Annotated in this window: 13 protein-coding genes and 1 tRNA gene; 3 read left to right on the forward strand and 11 right to left on the reverse strand. The window is 40.3% G+C overall.

All coding sequences use genetic code 11. The annotated features are described in order from the left end of the window. Positions 1-199: 199 nt before the first annotated feature. The 7 genes from bamJ to CWC17_RS09505 all read right to left on the reverse strand — a co-directional run bounded on the left by bamJ (position 200) and on the right by CWC17_RS09505 (position 5659). The gene (gene bamJ / locus CWC17_RS09475; protein WP_055018421.1) at positions 200-820 is read right to left on the reverse strand and encodes a BamJ family beta-barrel-assembly machinery protein; all 621 of its coding nucleotides are present in this window, start codon (positions 818-820) and stop codon (positions 200-202) included. Between the two features lie 69 nt (positions 821-889). Beyond that, the gene (locus CWC17_RS09480; protein ID WP_138612703.1) at positions 890-1276 is read right to left on the reverse strand and encodes a hypothetical protein; all 387 of its coding nucleotides are present in this window, start codon (positions 1274-1276) and stop codon (positions 890-892) included. A 53-nt stretch (positions 1277-1329) separates the two neighbouring features. Beyond that, a tRNA-Ser gene (locus tag CWC17_RS09485) sits at positions 1330-1420 on the reverse strand. Positions 1421-1548: 128 nt separating this feature from the next. Continuing rightward, positions 1549-1926 carry a hypothetical protein gene (locus tag CWC17_RS09490; RefSeq protein ID WP_055016461.1) on the reverse strand — a complete coding sequence of 126 codons (378 nt, stop codon included), beginning with the start codon at positions 1924-1926 and terminating at the stop codon, positions 1549-1551. Positions 1927-2130: 204 nt separating this feature from the next. Then, a complete protein-coding gene (locus CWC17_RS09495; protein WP_138541860.1) occupies positions 2131-2679 on the reverse strand; it encodes an NAD(P)H nitroreductase in 549 nt (182 codons plus the stop codon). A 244-nt stretch (positions 2680-2923) separates the two neighbouring features. Then, positions 2924-3607 (reverse strand): HvfX family Cu-binding RiPP maturation protein, encoded by a 684-nt coding sequence (locus CWC17_RS09500; protein ID WP_138541859.1) that lies wholly within the window; start codon positions 3605-3607, stop codon positions 2924-2926. Positions 3608-3697: 90 nt separating this feature from the next. Further along, positions 3698-5659: an oxidoreductase gene (locus CWC17_RS09505; protein WP_138612704.1), complete on the reverse strand. Its 1962-nt coding sequence runs from the start codon at positions 5657-5659 to the stop codon at positions 3698-3700. Between the two features lie 219 nt (positions 5660-5878). On the opposite strand from CWC17_RS09505, the gene sppA reads away from it, so the two are divergent. Both sppA and ansA read left to right on the forward strand, forming a co-directional pair. Continuing rightward, entirely contained in the window at positions 5879-7744 is a 1866-nt protein-coding gene (gene sppA / locus CWC17_RS09510) for a signal peptide peptidase SppA (RefSeq protein WP_138612705.1), read from the forward strand. A gap of 81 nt (positions 7745-7825) precedes the next feature. Continuing rightward, positions 7826-8836 carry an asparaginase gene (gene ansA, locus CWC17_RS09515; RefSeq protein ID WP_024034079.1) on the forward strand — a complete coding sequence of 337 codons (1011 nt, stop codon included), beginning with the start codon at positions 7826-7828 and terminating at the stop codon, positions 8834-8836. 66 nt (positions 8837-8902) lie between these two features. Here ansA and gnd read toward each other — a convergent pair whose 3' ends face one another. Further along, positions 8903-10276 (reverse strand): NADP-dependent phosphogluconate dehydrogenase, encoded by a 1374-nt coding sequence (gene gnd, locus CWC17_RS09520; protein WP_138612706.1) that lies wholly within the window; start codon positions 10274-10276, stop codon positions 8903-8905. 384 nt (positions 10277-10660) lie between these two features. On the opposite strand from gnd, the gene pyk reads away from it, so the two are divergent. After that, positions 10661-12097: a pyruvate kinase gene (pyk, locus tag CWC17_RS09525; RefSeq protein WP_055018643.1), complete on the forward strand. Its 1437-nt coding sequence runs from the start codon at positions 10661-10663 to the stop codon at positions 12095-12097. Between the two features lie 62 nt (positions 12098-12159). Here pyk and CWC17_RS09530 read toward each other — a convergent pair whose 3' ends face one another. From CWC17_RS09530 to CWC17_RS09540, 3 genes are all read right to left on the reverse strand, one after another. Next, on the reverse strand, positions 12160-12984 hold the full coding sequence (locus tag CWC17_RS09530) for a LytR/AlgR family response regulator transcription factor (RefSeq protein WP_055016454.1): 825 nt from the start codon (positions 12982-12984) through the stop codon (positions 12160-12162). Next, entirely contained in the window at positions 12981-14054 is a 1074-nt protein-coding gene (locus tag CWC17_RS09535) for a sensor histidine kinase (RefSeq protein ID WP_024034075.1), read from the reverse strand. Before CWC17_RS09535 ends, CWC17_RS09530 begins: the two co-directional genes overlap by 4 nt. 229 nt (positions 14055-14283) lie before the next feature. Next, positions 14284-15840 (reverse strand): SulP family inorganic anion transporter, encoded by a 1557-nt coding sequence (locus CWC17_RS09540; protein ID WP_055016453.1) that lies wholly within the window; start codon positions 15838-15840, stop codon positions 14284-14286. Positions 15841-15932: the final 92 nt, after the last annotated feature.

Raw genomic sequence — 15932 nt, forward strand, 5'->3', positions numbered from 1 at the left:
TTAAAAAATTCATTTTAAAGTAACCAAACAGCGTATTGTTGCCTAGCTAGCAACACGGCTATCTGTCCTCACCATAGCCTACTTCTTCAAACTGTTTGGGCTACACTGGTAAAGAACTGAGAATTGGTATTAAACTTCGTATTACAAAAAAGCCGTGGTCTAACACCACGGCTTTTTAAATACTGACTTAATTACTAAATTAAGAAAGGATTTCGTGTAGCTCAACGTCAAATATAAGCGTTGAGAAAGGTGCAATTGCAGCACCTGCGCCACGTTCACCATAAGCAAGCTCATGAGGAACGTAGATACGCCATTTAGTGCCTACAGGCATCATTTGTAATGCTTCAGTCCAACCTTTGATTACGCCACCCACTGGGAATTCAGCAGGCTGACCGCGCTCGTAAGAGCTATCAAAAACAGTTCCGTTAATTAGTGTACCGTGGTAGTCAACACGTACTGTAGACTCAGCTGTTGGCTTTTCGCCTTCACCCGTTGCTAATACTTCGTATTGTAAACCAGACTCTGTAACAGTGATTTCAGGACGCTTAGCGTTTTCTTCTAAGAATGCGATACCTTCAGCAGAAAGTACTTTTGCTTCTTCTTCACGACGCGCTTGGATCTCTTCGTTAATTTTTTCAAATGCAGCTTGAATCTCAGGGATCTCAACTTGAAAAGCGCTACCAGCGTACGCATCTTTCATGCCTTCAAATACTGAATTTAGGTTTAAGCCTTCAAAAGGGTTAGACTTAAGTTGCTCACCCATTTGTAAGCCAATACCGTAACTTGCTTTTTCAGCATCTGTAGTAAAATTATCTGACATAATGTGTTTTTCACGTTTTGTTAGTTAAAAGACGCGTACATGCTAACATAAAATAAAACCGGTTTGGGGCTAGTTTTTACTGTGTTTTACCTTAATTTTGCCAACTATGTAGCTACAAAGGGGTAAACTGAATAAAAATCCAACAAGCAGTGGCCATGCTATTAAACCGCCACTGCCAAACAACACTAGCGGCACTAATACTAAACCTACTAAAGCAATAAAAGCGGCGCCAATTACAGGCCAATGCGTATCGTACTTAGTAATAAGATGCGCAGTTAAAACATTAAAGCCAATACCATATGCAAAGGCAGTGATAAGCGTTGCGTCTGGTTGCGCATCTGCCGCCATTTTTATTAATAAATTAATCGCGCTTTGATAACAGTAACCAAATACAATCCACAGTAATACATGCTTTACTAAGCGTTGCGATGTAGTCAGGTCTACTTCTTTTGACATTTATTAAACTCCACAAAGCAAAAAACCGCCCATAAGGCGGTTTTTTTAAATAATGGTGGAGAGATAGGGATTTGAACCCTAGATAGGCTACAAACCTATGCCGGTTTTCAAGACCGGTGCATTCGACCACTCTGCCATCTCTCCGTACGGCGCGAATAATAGGGGGTATTGAGCAACTTGTAAAGAGCTAAATATAAATAATTAGCTAAAAAAGGCATTTGCTTCAAAAAAACACTAAAAACAACTAAAAACCTAGGTTGCTCATTGGTCTATTAGTAGTATTGCTTTGGTCTGCGTGCAATCCACGAGCAAATCAAACACAGTAATAAGCTAAGCGCTAAAAATGTAACGCTTTGAAATATTAAATCAAAACGGTTTAAATCATCACTTGGTACAACCACAAATAAAAACGCAGGCAATACACTTAGCAACAACACATAAAAACAAATTTTAAATGCCCGGCCAAAATCGAATCGTTTAGTCTGCTGCATCCACCATGTCAATAAAACAAGCATTCCCATGGCAGAGCCTGCAATAAAATGTGCAGTATTAGTACTCATTGCAACGTACAGTGTAACAAAAGCACCTACGATTCCCCAAATTGACCATGCCAGCCAATTCTCTTTTTCTTGTAAAAATAAATTTCCCATCGTTTTCGTCTTCTTTATCGTTATTTTTATTAAGACTTTCCATACTTTAGCAAAAAACAACCGATTAAAAAACAAACTGAAGAAGAAAAAGTTAACCTAATATTGCTTCCGTGCGCTTCTCACAGCTAAATCAAAAAGGGCGAGCTTAACAGCAGCAACCTTAATGCTATATGACTGCGCAAAACTGCACTAGTTCAATATTAATTACAAATCGGTGAAGTAGTCCTCTGGTTTATGTTTAGCTGGCTTTTTGCACTCAACCTCTGGAGTACCAAGATACAAATACCCTACAATTTCATCTTGTTCGTCTAAATTGAGGGCATTTTTTACAGCAGTGCTTTGGGCAAAATAGCCTGTTCGCCATACACCACCCAAACCTTGTGCAAAAGCGGCTTGCTGCATTGCAAGTACACTGCAACCGGCGCTTTGTACTTGCTCAATACGCGGCACTTTTGGATGAGCTTGATACTTTGCAATAGCAATGATGATCATTGGTGCGCGCAGAACAAGCTCTTTTGCGCGTTTAATCACTTTTTCTTCTTGCTGCTCAGCAACGGCACTTTGATAGTATATTTCTCCAAGCTTTTGGCGAGCATCGCCCTGCACTACAATAAACTCCCAAGGTGCTATACATCCGTGATCAGGCACCCGTAATGCAGCTTGCTTTATAATATCGAGCTGCTCTGAATTTGGCCCTGGGGCAGTTAATTTAGCGTCTGATTGGCGGGTTAGTAAAAGCTCAATAGCATCCATAGTGTACTCTCATAATTCAAAACGTTAGAGTACCATTTATGCCTTTAAAAAATAAACTCTGCTTAATTATCAATTTTATTAAAATCATACTTACCCCCTTCGTATTAAAGCGCCCTTACTGTACTAAATGATATTCAGATCCCCCTGTTTAAATACGAAAGAGGCGCTATACACTTAACACGCGTTACAAACAAAAAGGGCGTATAAAAAATATTTATACGCCCTTTTTAAACCAATTTGCTTGCTACTGTTTTACTACTGCGCGCCTTAGCCAATAATCAACACTGACGTAGCGACCGCCACCTACAAAAAACAAGCCAAGTAACATGGCAAAATAAATAGCAGAAAATTCGATACCGTTATTTATTATGGAAGGTTTACCTTTTTCATATAAGTAATCTGTAAATCCGTGCTCTTCAACTATGTCCCTAATTTTACTTATACGCTCTTGTACTTCTAGTGAGTTTTCAAGGCTTTCTTTTGCCCCTGGTATCGCTAACCAATCAAGTACTTGAGCCGAGCTGGTCGTAGGGTTTGATGGCGCTATAGCAAACCAACCATTATGCCAATGCACAGTTGTTGCTGCCACAACCATTGTAAACATGAGCGGAATGCTTACTAGGCGAGTAAATAAGCCAAATAATAAAAACCAACCGCCTAAAAATTCACTCCACCCAGCCAAAAAAGCCAGTAAATCAGGGAAGGGTAACCCTAAGCCCCATTCACTATTTCCAAACCATTGCACAACACTTGCATCAGCAAGAAAATAGCTAAAAAAGCCGTCGGTTTCTCCACTTAAGGCTAATTTATTAAAGCCCGCAATAATCATTACAGGAGCTAAGATTAAACGAAAAAGTAATGCGGGTAATCCGTCGGCATAGGATAGATTACCCATGATTTTATTATACAAAAAAAATAATTTACTCATGTGTGGCCTGCTTTGTCAGTATATTTAGTTATGAACTCTATACTTACCAGACCCGAGACCACGGTAAATTATTTCATTTTATTAACACTGTTAAATAGCTCTGGCCACTTGAAGCGCCTCAAAAATTGCACGCTTGGCATCAATTGCTGCAGCTAATTTTGCGCCACCAATAACATGTACTTTTGCATTTTCGCGATGTTGCTCAAGCACTTCACTATTAGAAACCTGGCCTATACACGCAATAACCGTATCGACAGGTAATACTTGTTTTTCACCTGCAACAGTAATTGTAAGGCCGTTTTTATCAAAACTATGGTATTGGCAATCAGCAATTTGTTTAACACCATGCTGCTTAGCAACCTGACGATGTATCCAACCTGTGGTTTTACCTAGTCCGCTACCAAAGCGCCCTGCACTGCGTTTTAGCATATATAACTGTCGCTCGTCTTTATGTGGCTGTGCCTCGCACTCAATACCCCACTGTTTTTTAAACTCAGGAATACTTTGCGATTTGTGCTCGCTTAAAAAAGCAACCATATCAAAGCCAATACCGCCGGCGCCTAAAATGGCGATTGATTTACCAAGCTCTACTTCACCGCGAATCACTTCATCATAGGCAAATACGCGTTTATCATCACTGCACTTAATTGATGCTTCACGGGGGCGAACACCTGTAGCAAATACGATGTCATCGTATTTTTGCAACATTGAATCATCGTAGGCTTTTCCAAGCTCAACATTTACGTTAAGCCTTTCAAGTTCATTGGTAAAATAGCTTAGCGTATGGTTGAAGTCTTCTTTACCAGGTATTTGCATGGCTAAATTGAATTGGCCACCCATTTGTGTTTTTTGATCGATAAGCGTTACTGTGTGCCCTTTTTGAGCCAAATAACAACTTGCCGAAAGCCCAGCAGGACCCGCACCAACCACCAATACATTTTTAGCTTTAGAAGCTTTATCTAGAGGGTAATCCAGTTCAAAAGCAGCTTGTGGGTTGACTAAACAGGTTGCACGTTTATTTTTGAATACGTGATCTAAACAGCCTTGGTTACAGCCAATACAAATATTTATTTGTTTAGTTTGCTGATTTTGGTATTTGTTAAAAAATTCAGGATCGGCCAATAAAGGACGTGCCATTGAAATTAAATCGGCTTCTTCATCGTTTAGAATTTGATTGGCTATATCCGGTGTATTGATACGGTTTACAGCTATAACAGGTACATTTACCACTGACTTTAATCGTTTTGACGCTTCTTTAAATGCGCCTGGTGGCACCATACTGGCAATTGTCGGCACGCGTGCTTCATGCCACCCAATGCCGGTATTAAAAATATCAACACCAGCTTGCTCAAGTGCTTTAGCCTGAATAGTCACCTCATCAGGGGTTGAGCCATTCGGGATAAGATCCATAACAGATAATCTAAAAATAATTAAAAACGTATCAGATACTTTCGCTCTAACGGCTTTCACTATTTCAAGCGCTAATCGCATTCTATTTTCTAGGCTGCCGCCGAACTCGTCATCTCGCTTATTGGTGTGTGGCGCCATAAACTCGTTAATTAAGTAACCTTCAGAGCCCATTATTTCCACACCATCGTAACCCGCTTTTTCTGCCATATAAGCAGAGTGAGCAAAGTCTTTTATCGTTTTTTTAATTGAGCTTAACGACATTTGTTTAGGCTTATACGGATTTATAGGCGCTTGAATAGCACTAGGTGCTTGGTTAAACGGGTGATAAGCGTATCGACCAGCGTGTAAAAGCTGCAAACATATTTTTCCACCATGTTTGTGAACGGCGCCTGTGTATGCACGGTGTTTAAATACATCATAATAACTATTAAATGATGAAGAAATAGGCGTTAATTTGCCACGCAAGTTAGGGCTATACCCGCCCGTAATGATCATGGCCGTGCCACCCTTAGCGCGCGCCTCATAAAAGGCACTTAATCTTTTTCGGTTATGCCACCCTTCTTCAAGGCCTGTATGCATTGAGCCCATTACTAAGCGGTTTCGTAATTGTGTGTGTTTTAATTCTAATTGTTGTTCTAACATCCTGTGCCCCGTTAACTGGTCTAACCTGTATACATTAGCTAATTCTGCTTTAATGGCAAGTAATTAGCAATATGTGCCTGCATTTAATTAAAAATACTATTAAAAACGTATATTTATGTAACCTTATAAACACTTCGTTACGATTTAGCAGTTAAAATTATTTTTATTCTAGGCTAAGATGGAACTAATGTATTAGCTGTACCAAATTAAGGAGCTATTTTGATAGCAAAGGTATTTAAAGGTATTTGGGCTGGAATCAACTTTTCTCGTCGTTTAATACTCAACATTTTGTTTTTATTACTGGTTGTTGTGTTTTTTATGTCACTTTCAAATGATGACGATACAATAATTGTAGAAGATGGCTCTGTACTTAGGCTTAATCTTAATGGGCCTATCGTAGAAGAAAAAACATACATAGACCCAGTTGAAGCAGCTATTAACGATGCAACATCAAGTTCAGAAGCACCTAGCGAAATTTTGCTTGATGATGTAGTCAAAGTAATTGATGAAGCCACTCAAGATGAGCGCATCAGCGTTATATTACTTGATTTACAGGAAATGCCTAAAGCCCACTTAAACAAGTTAAAGCGTATTACTAAATCGTTAGATGCCTTTAAGCAAGCGGGTAAAAAAGTGATTGCATCAGGCTACTATTACACTCAATCGCAATATTATATTGCCTCTCACGCCGATGAAATTGCGATGCATCCATATGGTTCGGTAGCCATTGAAGGCTATGGAATCTATCCACTTTACTTTAAAGAAGCACTCGAAAAACTTAAAGTAACACAGCATATATTCCGTGTTGGCACATTTAAGTCGGCAGTAGAGCCGTTTATTCGTAACGATATGTCTGATGCAGCTAAAGAAGCTAACCGTGTTTGGCTTGGAGCGTTATGGAGCGAATATAAGCAAGATGTTGCTGCAGTGCGCCCTTTTGATGAATCTAACTTTGACGAAACCATGGATGCTTACCTTGCTAAAATGAAGGCTGCAAATGGCGATGCAGGTAAATATGCCCTCGACCATCAATGGGTCGATTCGCTTAAAACAACTCAGCAGATTCGCCAACAACTCATTGATTTAGTTGGCGCACAAGAAGACGGTAAAACATTTAAGCAAGTGTCTTTTCGTGAGTACTTAAGCTTAGTTAAGCCCCCTATTGAATTTGATAACCCAATTACAGAAAAAGTAGCTGTGGTTGTTGCAAAAGGCACCATAGTTGACGGTGAGCGCAAAGCAGGTGAAATTGGCGGTGACTCTACCGCAGCATTACTTCGTAAAGCACGCCTTGATGATAAAGTAAAAGCCGTTGTTTTACGTATTGATTCGGGTGGCGGCAGCATGTTTGCCTCTGAGGTTATTCGCGCTGAAGTATTAGCACTTAAAGCCGCAGGTAAACCCGTTATAGCATCAATGAGCTCAGTCGCCGCATCTGGTGGTTATTGGATTGCCTCAGCAGCTAACGAAATTTGGGCCGCTCCAAGCACCATCACCGGCTCTATAGGCGTGTTTGGCACCTTCATGACTTTTGAAGATACGTTATCTGAAATTGGTGTGTACTCAGATGGTGTTGCCACAACAGAAATGGCTGGATTTTCTATTACTCGCCCTCTTAATGAAAAAATGGCGCAAGTTATTCAAATGAGTGTCGAACAAGCGTATGGCCGCTTTTTAGATGTGGTAGCTGATGCGCGCAATATGACACCAGAGCAAGTTGATAAAATTGCACAAGGGCGTGTATGGATAGCTTCACAAGCACAAGAGCTTGGCCTAGTTGATAAGCTTGGCGATAAACAAGATGCGATTGATGCCGCTGCAGCACTTGCAAAACTAAATCACTACGAAGTGAAAACGATTAAGCAAGACCTGAGCCCACAAGAAAAAATGCTGCAAGATATTTTTGGCAGTGCATCGGTTAAATCTATGCTTGGTTTAAATACAAATACCACCTCGGTGTTAGCCACACAAGCGAACATTAATACGGTGATAAAGCGTCTAAGTAGTGAAGTAGCTGATCTTAAAGATTATAACGATCCGCAAGGTGTATACGCACGTTGTTTAGTGTGTAGCGTTGCACAATAAAAGTGCACGTATTTACATAAGCAGCTGTATTTAAAACAACTTAACGTTATACTAAGCCCAGTTTTTTTACTGGGCTTTTTTATGAAACGTAAACGCATTTATATTGCATACACTGGCGGCACCATAGGGATGAAAAAATCGAGCCGAGGATACATTCCTGCTGAAGGATTTTTAACAGAAACAGTGGTCAATAACGCAGAATTTAACCGTGAAGAAATGCCTCTTTTTGATATTCACGAATACTGCCCATTAATCGATTCCTCAGATATGTCACCGGCGCACTGGCAACTTATAGCTGATGACATCAAAAGCAAATACCACGATTACGATGGTTTTGTGGTACTGCATGGCACCGATACAATGGCTTATACAGCCTCAGCCCTGTCGTTCATGTTCGAAAACTTAACTAAACCCGTTATTGTTACAGGCTCGCAAATTCCTTTATCGCAATTACGCTCTGATGGGCAAGTAAACTTATTAAACGCCATGTTTTTAGCGGCTAATTACCCGATAGCTGAAGTAAGCTTATTTTTTAATAACCAATTATTTAGAGGTAACCGAGCCACTAAAGCTCATGCTGATGGCTTTAATGCGTTTGCATCGCCTAATCTAGAGCCTTTAGCGTTATCTGGTATAAATATTCAGCTAATTAAAGGTCAACTTAGTCCTTATGTAGAAAACGAACTACAGGTAACCACCATTACACCCCAACCCATTGGGGTCCTTTATTTATACCCTGGCATTAGCAAAGACGTGGTTAAAAGTTTGGTGAATGACAATATAAAAGCACTGGTATTGCTTAGCTTTGGCGTAGGTAATGCTCCACAAGACCCTGATTTTTTAGACGTACTAAGTGAGGCAAGTAAACGCGGCATGGTTATTGTTAATTTAACGCAGTGTTTAAAAGGCCATGTAAATATGGGCGGCTATGCTACGGGTAACGCGCTATTAAATATTGGTGTAATAAGTGGCTACGACATGACACTAGAGGCGTGTTTAACAAAGCTGCATTATTTGTTTAGCCAAAACCTAGAAATTGAAACGATTCGCCATTTAATGCAAGACAATTTACGCGGTGAATTAAGCCGCTAATTTGTGTTACCAAAACGCAAAAGGCACGCTAAACAGCGTGCCTTTATTATTTTATAAACGCGGTAATTATCTTACTTTTGCGTCTATGCTCACTAAATCGGTTAAGTGACATACTTCACCTGAGTGAGTTTTAATACCATGCTCACCAAAGTAATCACGCTGAGCTTGAACTAAGTGCCCATTACTTGGTGTAGTTAATGTTGCTAAATACGTTTGAGTGGATGCAAGTACAGGGAACGCTAAACCGGTCATGATTGCTTGCCCAGTTACTTTACGTAGCGCATTGGATTCGTTTTCAAGTGTATCAATGTATTCAACACCTTGAGCAACGCTATCTAAATAATCAGCACGAATAATACAACCAGCACGCCATGTTTGTAGAGTTTTAGACAAATCGACTTTCCACTGGTGAGTGCGAGACGCCCCTTTTATTAATGCTAAACCTTGACGGTACGCTAATAAACTCGCCAATGTGAATGCATCTTTTAGCTCTGCTAGGTCGACATCAACTTTGTTGGTCGCTTTAGCGGCATACGTCATCTCTTGCGCAGCGGTAGTGTCACATACATTGGTTAAGTGACGAGCTTGCACAGCAGCAACCAATGAAGGAACTGCAATACCTAATTCAAGTGCATTTTGTGCAGTCCAAAGGCCTGTGCCTTTTGCACCTACTTTGTTATCAATTAAATCAACTAGCGGTTTTTGCTTGGTGTTTTCAAGAGACAAAATATGACTAGAAATAGCAAGTAAGTAGCTGTTTAAATGACCGGTAGACCAGTCATCAAAAATTTCAGCCACTTCTTTAGGTGAGCGACCGGTGCCAATACGCAGTAATTGATACACTTCTGCAATAAGCTGCATGATTGCATACTCAATGCCGTTATGAACCATTTTTACAAAGTGACCACTGGCTGATTGACCCACGCGGGCAAAACACGACTCGCCATTGTAATTAGCTGCTACTTTTTCAAACCACGGTTCAATTCGCTCCCAACCGCCTTCTGAGCCACTTGCCATCATTGCAGGACCATGGCGTGCGCCTTCGGCACCGCCAGAAATACCCATGGTGGCAAATTCAAATTTGTTTTGATACTTAAGTTTACGGTTAATGCCGTCTTTGTAGTTACTGTTACCACAATCTACAATCATATCGTTACACTGTACGCCAGCTTCAACAAGCTCATTACATACAGCATCAACTAGTTCGCCCGCAGGCACTAATAATAAAATAGAGCGAGGTGCTTCTAAACGCCTTACCATGTCTCCTAAATCAGAAACAATATGAAGTCTATCGGCCATGCCTTGCGATTTAGCACAACTTAATAACTCTTCACCCGCATGTGGATTTTTATCATATGCGACTAATGTTATGCCTTTTTCAATCATGTTTAAGGCAAGGTTTTTGCCCATAACGCCTAACCCGACTAATGCAACTTGCATTTAGTGTCCTCCTCGGTAACAACTATTTGGTTAGTAAACTCAGTAATTCATAAAATAATACCGCGTGCATTATACTCATACCGCCATAAAATGCGAACGTTGAGCTAATACAGCATGCTTTTTTATTACGCTAATAAAAAGCACTGCAATTGTATCAAATATAAGGGCTTGGCGGTTACAAATACTCTACGCATTTTAAATTTAAGATCATTGACCTATTTTGACACCGGTGTCATAATGATGACATATTCGTTTTGTATAAAATAGTGGCAATACTAACTAGTTTGCCTATAACTAAAAATGTTTGTACATAAGTTATAAGTATTTTGAAGTCACAAAATAACCGTCAACCTGCTTATACATCTAAGCACACAGGAGAATTTGATGCTAAGACGCACAAAAATAGTCGCTACACTTGGGCCTGCAACAGATCGAGATAACAACTTAGAAAAAATTATTCGCGCTGGCGCTAATGTAGTACGTTTAAACTTCTCACATGGTGTTGCACAAGATCACAAAGACCGTGCACAAGCTGTACGCGAGATAGCCACAAAATTAGGTAAACATGTAGCTATTCTTGCAGACCTTCAAGGCCCTAAAATTCGTGTTTCAACGTTTAAAGAAGGTAAAGTAAACCTTGAAGTAGGCGCTAAGTTCACCTTAGATGCAAAAATGGAAAAAGGTGAAGGCGATGTTAACGCAGTCGGTATTGATTACAAAGAATTACCACAAGATGTAAGCCCTGGGGATTTGTTGCTGTTAAATGATGGCCTTATTCAACTTACTGTTGAACAAGTTGACGGTCACTTAGTGCACTGCTCAGTAACTGTAGGTGGCGTTTTATCAAATAATAAAGGTATTAACCGTTTAGGTGGTGGTTTAACGGCCCCTGCATTTACAGAAAAAGACAAAGAAGATTTAATCACAGCCGCTGAAATAGATGTTGATTACATTGCAGTATCATTCCCACGCAGTGGCGATGATATGCGTTACGTACGCTCTTTAGCTGAAGCGGCTGGCTCTAAAGCACAGTTACTTGCAAAAATTGAACGTGCTGAAGCCGTAGAAACACAAGAAGCAGTAGATGATATTGTATTAGCATCAGACGCTGTTATGGTTGCCCGTGGTGACTTAGGTGTTGAAATTGGCGATGCTGCACTGATGGGTAAACAAAAACTCATTATACGTCGTGCTCGTTCATTAAACCGTACTGTTGTAACCGCAACACAAATGATGGAATCGATGATCGATAACCCAATGCCAACACGCGCAGAGGTTATGGATGTAGCAAATGCCGTACTTGATGGCACAGATGCAGTTATGCTTTCAGCAGAAACCGCTGCCGGTGATTACCCTGAAGAAACAGTAGCCACAATGGCCCGTGTTTGTTTAGGCGCTGAATCGCAAAAAGAGACTCATGTATCTAAGCACCGTTTAGACAGCCGTTTTTCTAACAATGCAGAATCTATCGCGCTTTCGGCTATGTACGCTGCAAACCATTTAGATTCGGTTAAAGCAATTGTTACCTTAACAGAGTCAGGCAGCACCGCTAAACTTATGTCGCGTATCAGCTCTGGTTTACCTATTTACTCGCTGTCACGTCATGCTAGTACGCTAGGTCAAACAGCGCTTTATCGTGGTGTTTACCCTGTGTTTTTTGACTCGACTAAAACTGAAAAAGACGGCATGGTAAAAGCTGCCCTTGATACACTTGTAGCACAAGGCTCTTTGAAATCAGGTGAGACAGTCATTATTACTCACGGTGACTCAATGGAAACTGTGGGCGCAACCAACACAATGAAAATTGTAACTGTTGCATAGTTTCTGCCTTATATAAAAAATGCGAGCTAAGCTCGCATTTTTTGTGCCTGTAAAATAGTAAACTAGCTGGCCAGCGCTGCTTTTACTTTATCGCGGTAGCTTCGGCTTACTTTAAGCTCTTGTCCGTTTTCAAGCACTAATAAATACTCACCACTTACTTGTGTCACCAGCTTGCTTATTTGTTTAGTATTTACAATGGCACTGCGATGAACGCGAACAAACAAATGTGGATCGAGCTCTTGCTCAAGCTCTTTCATTGTTTTGCGCAATATATGTGTTTGCCCGTCTTGGCAATGTAAACACATATAATCGCCCGCGGCATCAACCCACTGAATTGTCGCAACCGGCACGCGAATAATTTCCCCCTGCTCTTTTACAGCTAATGATTCTGGGTAACGTTTGTCGGTTAGGGTATCGCCGGTGGCCAATTTTTTAAGTATTTCTTCACAATTATTACCTGTAATACCGGCAACAAAACTCGCTAGTTTTTTCTTATGGGCGTTGTCTTGCTGTGTTTTTAAGTAACTATGCACTTTTTCTACCGCCTGTTTTAGTCTGTTATCGTCAACGGGTTTTAAAATGTAATCCAAAGCATGTATTTCAAAGGCCTTTACTGCAAATTGATCAAACGCAGTAACAAACACAATTGCGGGTAGCGCTTTAGTGCTTTCGCTTAAGGCACGGGCAACTTCAAAGCCATTCATTCCTGGCATTTGTATATCTAAAAAAACTAAGTCTACTGGGTGCTCTTTACATGCTTCTATTGCATCAGAGCCAGAACTACACAGTTTAACTACTTCTATATCTGTATATTCTTCAAGTCTTACTGCTAAGCCCTTTCTTGCTAATGGTTCATCATCAACAATGATGGTTTTAATTTTAGTCATTTCTTCACAGCCTTCTCAAACGGTACTCGCAGATTAACTTTCAATCCACTTGGCGTATTATGTGATAATACAAACGAATAATTATTTTCATAGAGCGTTTTTAATCTGTCTTTGGTATTTGCTACCCCTACCCCTTGTGCATTTACAAGTTGTCCGTCTATTAGTTCGGTACCGGGGCCATTATCACCTACTTCAAGTAGTAGCTCGTTGGCAAAAACCTGTGCTTTTATGTCTATCACACCGCCTTGTGACATATGCGCAATAGCGTATTTAATTGCGTTTTCTATTATCGGTTGCAAAATTAAGCTCGGCACAAGGGCCTCTTTTGCTTGCTCGCTTACATCTACATTTACTTTTAAGCGTTCATCAAATCTGACCCGCTCTATTTCTAAATACAGCATTAATGCGTGTAGCTCTTGCTCTAAAGGCACTTTTTTAATGGGATCAGTATTTAGCGTATAACGCAAAAAATCACTCAACCTTGCCACCATTAAGTTAGCATCTTTGTTTTCTTTTACCAAAACTAATGTAGAAATAGCATTAAGCGTATTAAATAAAAAATGCGGGTTAAGTTGATATCTGAGCATTTTTAATTGCGCTTCATGGGCCATTGTAGTGGCTTTAAGCGCTTTTTGTCGCTCACTTTGTAATAGCTGATAATACTTTATGCCAAAGTATAAGCCACTCCAACACAAAATTATGTAAACAGAGTCTAAGCCATGCTGTAAATAGTAAAACCAATCTTCTGGGCGGTAACCGTGGCGGTATATTTCCCACAAATTAAATTTTTGTACAATTGCCCATAACGTACCTGTAATGTACGAGGCACCAAATACAACCACCATTAATATCCACGGTGATGCATTCCAAGTTTTTCTGTAAATATAACGAAGTGGGACTGTCATTAAACAGCCTGCATAGGCATTTAATAATATAACGAACACATAAATGTCACGCATTTCAAATACTTTAGAGCCGATATAATTTACAAGCGCATAACCGATCCAGCCCGCAATTTGCAATAGCCAAAAAAAGCGTTGCCTGTTATCAACTAAAGATTGCCAATTCAAAATAAAATACAACTCCGTATAAGTTAGCCAATAAGTTAAATTTACGTTAGCTAATTTAACCACTGGTTTGGTTATTATATCGATTATTACAAAGTGTTAGCAGTACCAACTATCTTAATTTTTAAGAGGCTTACCGCAAAGTTAAGCCAATAAAAAAGCGAAAGGCTTTAACCTTTCGCTTTTAAAATGCCGATTCAATCAGCTCGTATGTACAAAGCCAGCTTGTAAACTAGGCAAGCTTATCTGAGGCTACTTTATAAGTTGGGTCTTCAATTACGTTAACCTCGACTAAATCACGTGCTTTGTGTAACAACTGCTTACAATCTTTACTTAAGTGGCGTAAGTGAAGCTGCTTACCTGCTTTTGTGTATTTATCAGCTAGGCTGTCTATGGCTTCTATAGCACTGTGATCGGCAACGCGACTGTGTTTAAACTCAATAATTACATCTTTAGGGTCACTTTTAACATCAAATAACTCAGAGAAGTTTTTCACTGAGCCGAAAAATAACGGGCCATGCAGTTCGTATACTTTAGCACCTTGCTCGTCAATGTAGTTGGTTGTGTAAATATGTTTTGCATGTTGCCAAGCAAAAACTAAGGCAGAAACAATAACACCAACACACACAGCAATGGCTAAATCTGTTATTACAGTCACACCAGATACTAATACAATAACAAAAGCATCAGACAGTGGTACGCGCTTCATCATTTTAAAGCTTGCCCATTCAAACGTACCAAGCACAACCATAAACATAACACCGACAAGCGCAGCCAATGGGATCATTTCTATTAAGCTAGATGCGAATATAATAAAAGCAAGTAGCATTAATGCTGCACTTATACCCGACAAGCGCGAGCGTCCGCCCGAATTAATGTTAATCATCGATTGCCCAATCATGGCACAACCCCCCATAGCGCCAAAAAAGCCACACGTTACATTGGCAGCACCTTGGCCAATACACTCTTTATTTGAGTGACCACGGGTTTCGGTAATTTCATCAATTAGGCTCAGCGTTAACAAGGACTCAATTAAGCCAATAGCCGCTAAAATTAATGCATACGGAAAAATAATATAAAAAGTGTCTAAGGTAAATGGAACCATTGGTATATGAAACTCTGGCAAGCCGCCGGCAATAGTCGCCGATTCATTACCTGTCATTCCTTTTAGAAAATCAAGTACAGTGCGTGAGTCTAAATCAAGGCCTATTACTAACGCGGTTACAGTTACAATAGCCACTAAAGAAGAAGGCACCGCAGTAGTTAGTTTTGGTAAAAAGTGAATAATAGCCATAGTTAACGCCACTAAACCCAACATGATGTAAAGGGCTTCGCCCGTCATCCATTGCTGGCCGCCTGCACCATCGGGTACTTTAAACTGGCCAAGTTGTGCTAAAAATATAACTATCGCTAACCCATTTACAAAGCCAAGCATAACCGGATGCGGAACCATGCGTATAAATTTACCAAGCTTAAATACCCCCGCGAGTATTTGCAGTATCCCCATCAAGAGCACTGTGGCAAATAAGTACTCAACACCGTGATCGAGTACCAAACTTACCATTACAACCGCTAATGCACCGGTAGCGCCCGAAATCATACCTGGGCGGCCACCAAAAATAGCCGTAATTAAACCAACGATAAACGCGGCATAGAGACCAACTAAAGGTTCGACATTTGCTACAAAAGCAAACGCAACAGCTTCTGGAACGAGAGCAAGTGCTACAGTTAAGCCAGATAAAATATCGTTTTTAGCAGAGCTAGGCGCTTTGCTGAGTAAGTTAAACATTGAGTTCCTCAGGGGGTTATTTGGTTAGGATCGAAAAAGCGCTAAATGTTACCAAATTAGCGCTCATTTAACAATTCGCACACAGCGTTATT

It is taken from the genome of Pseudoalteromonas sp. S3785 (genome assembly GCF_005887365.1).
Taxonomy (GTDB): Bacteria; Pseudomonadota; Gammaproteobacteria; order Enterobacterales; family Alteromonadaceae; genus Pseudoalteromonas.

Bases quoted from the DNA above. Each gene is read 5' to 3' on its own strand.
- bamJ (WP_055018421.1), bottom strand. From the start codon at position 820: ATGTCAGATAATTTTACTACAGATGCTGAAAAAGCAAGTTACGGTATT.
- CWC17_RS09480 (WP_138612703.1), bottom strand. From the start codon at position 1,276: ATGTCAAAAGAAGTAGACCTGACTACATCGCAACGCTTAGTAAAGCAT.
- CWC17_RS09490 (WP_055016461.1), bottom strand. From the start codon at position 1,926: ATGGGAAATTTATTTTTACAAGAAAAAGAGAATTGGCTGGCATGGTCA.
- CWC17_RS09495 (WP_138541860.1), bottom strand. From the start codon at position 2,679: ATGGATGCTATTGAGCTTTTACTAACCCGCCAATCAGACGCTAAATTA.
- CWC17_RS09500 (WP_138541859.1), bottom strand. From the start codon at position 3,607: ATGAGTAAATTATTTTTTTTGTATAATAAAATCATGGGTAATCTATCC.
- CWC17_RS09505 (WP_138612704.1), bottom strand. From the start codon at position 5,659: ATGTTAGAACAACAATTAGAATTAAAACACACACAATTACGAAACCGC.
- ansA (WP_024034079.1), top strand. From the start codon at position 7,826: ATGAAACGTAAACGCATTTATATTGCATACACTGGCGGCACCATAGGG.
- gnd (WP_138612706.1), bottom strand. From the start codon at position 10,276: ATGCAAGTTGCATTAGTCGGGTTAGGCGTTATGGGCAAAAACCTTGCC.
- pyk (WP_055018643.1), top strand. From the start codon at position 10,661: ATGCTAAGACGCACAAAAATAGTCGCTACACTTGGGCCTGCAACAGAT.
- CWC17_RS09530 (WP_055016454.1), bottom strand. From the start codon at position 12,984: ATGACTAAAATTAAAACCATCATTGTTGATGATGAACCATTAGCAAGA.
- CWC17_RS09540 (WP_055016453.1), bottom strand. From the start codon at position 15,840: ATGTTTAACTTACTCAGCAAAGCGCCTAGCTCTGCTAAAAACGATATT.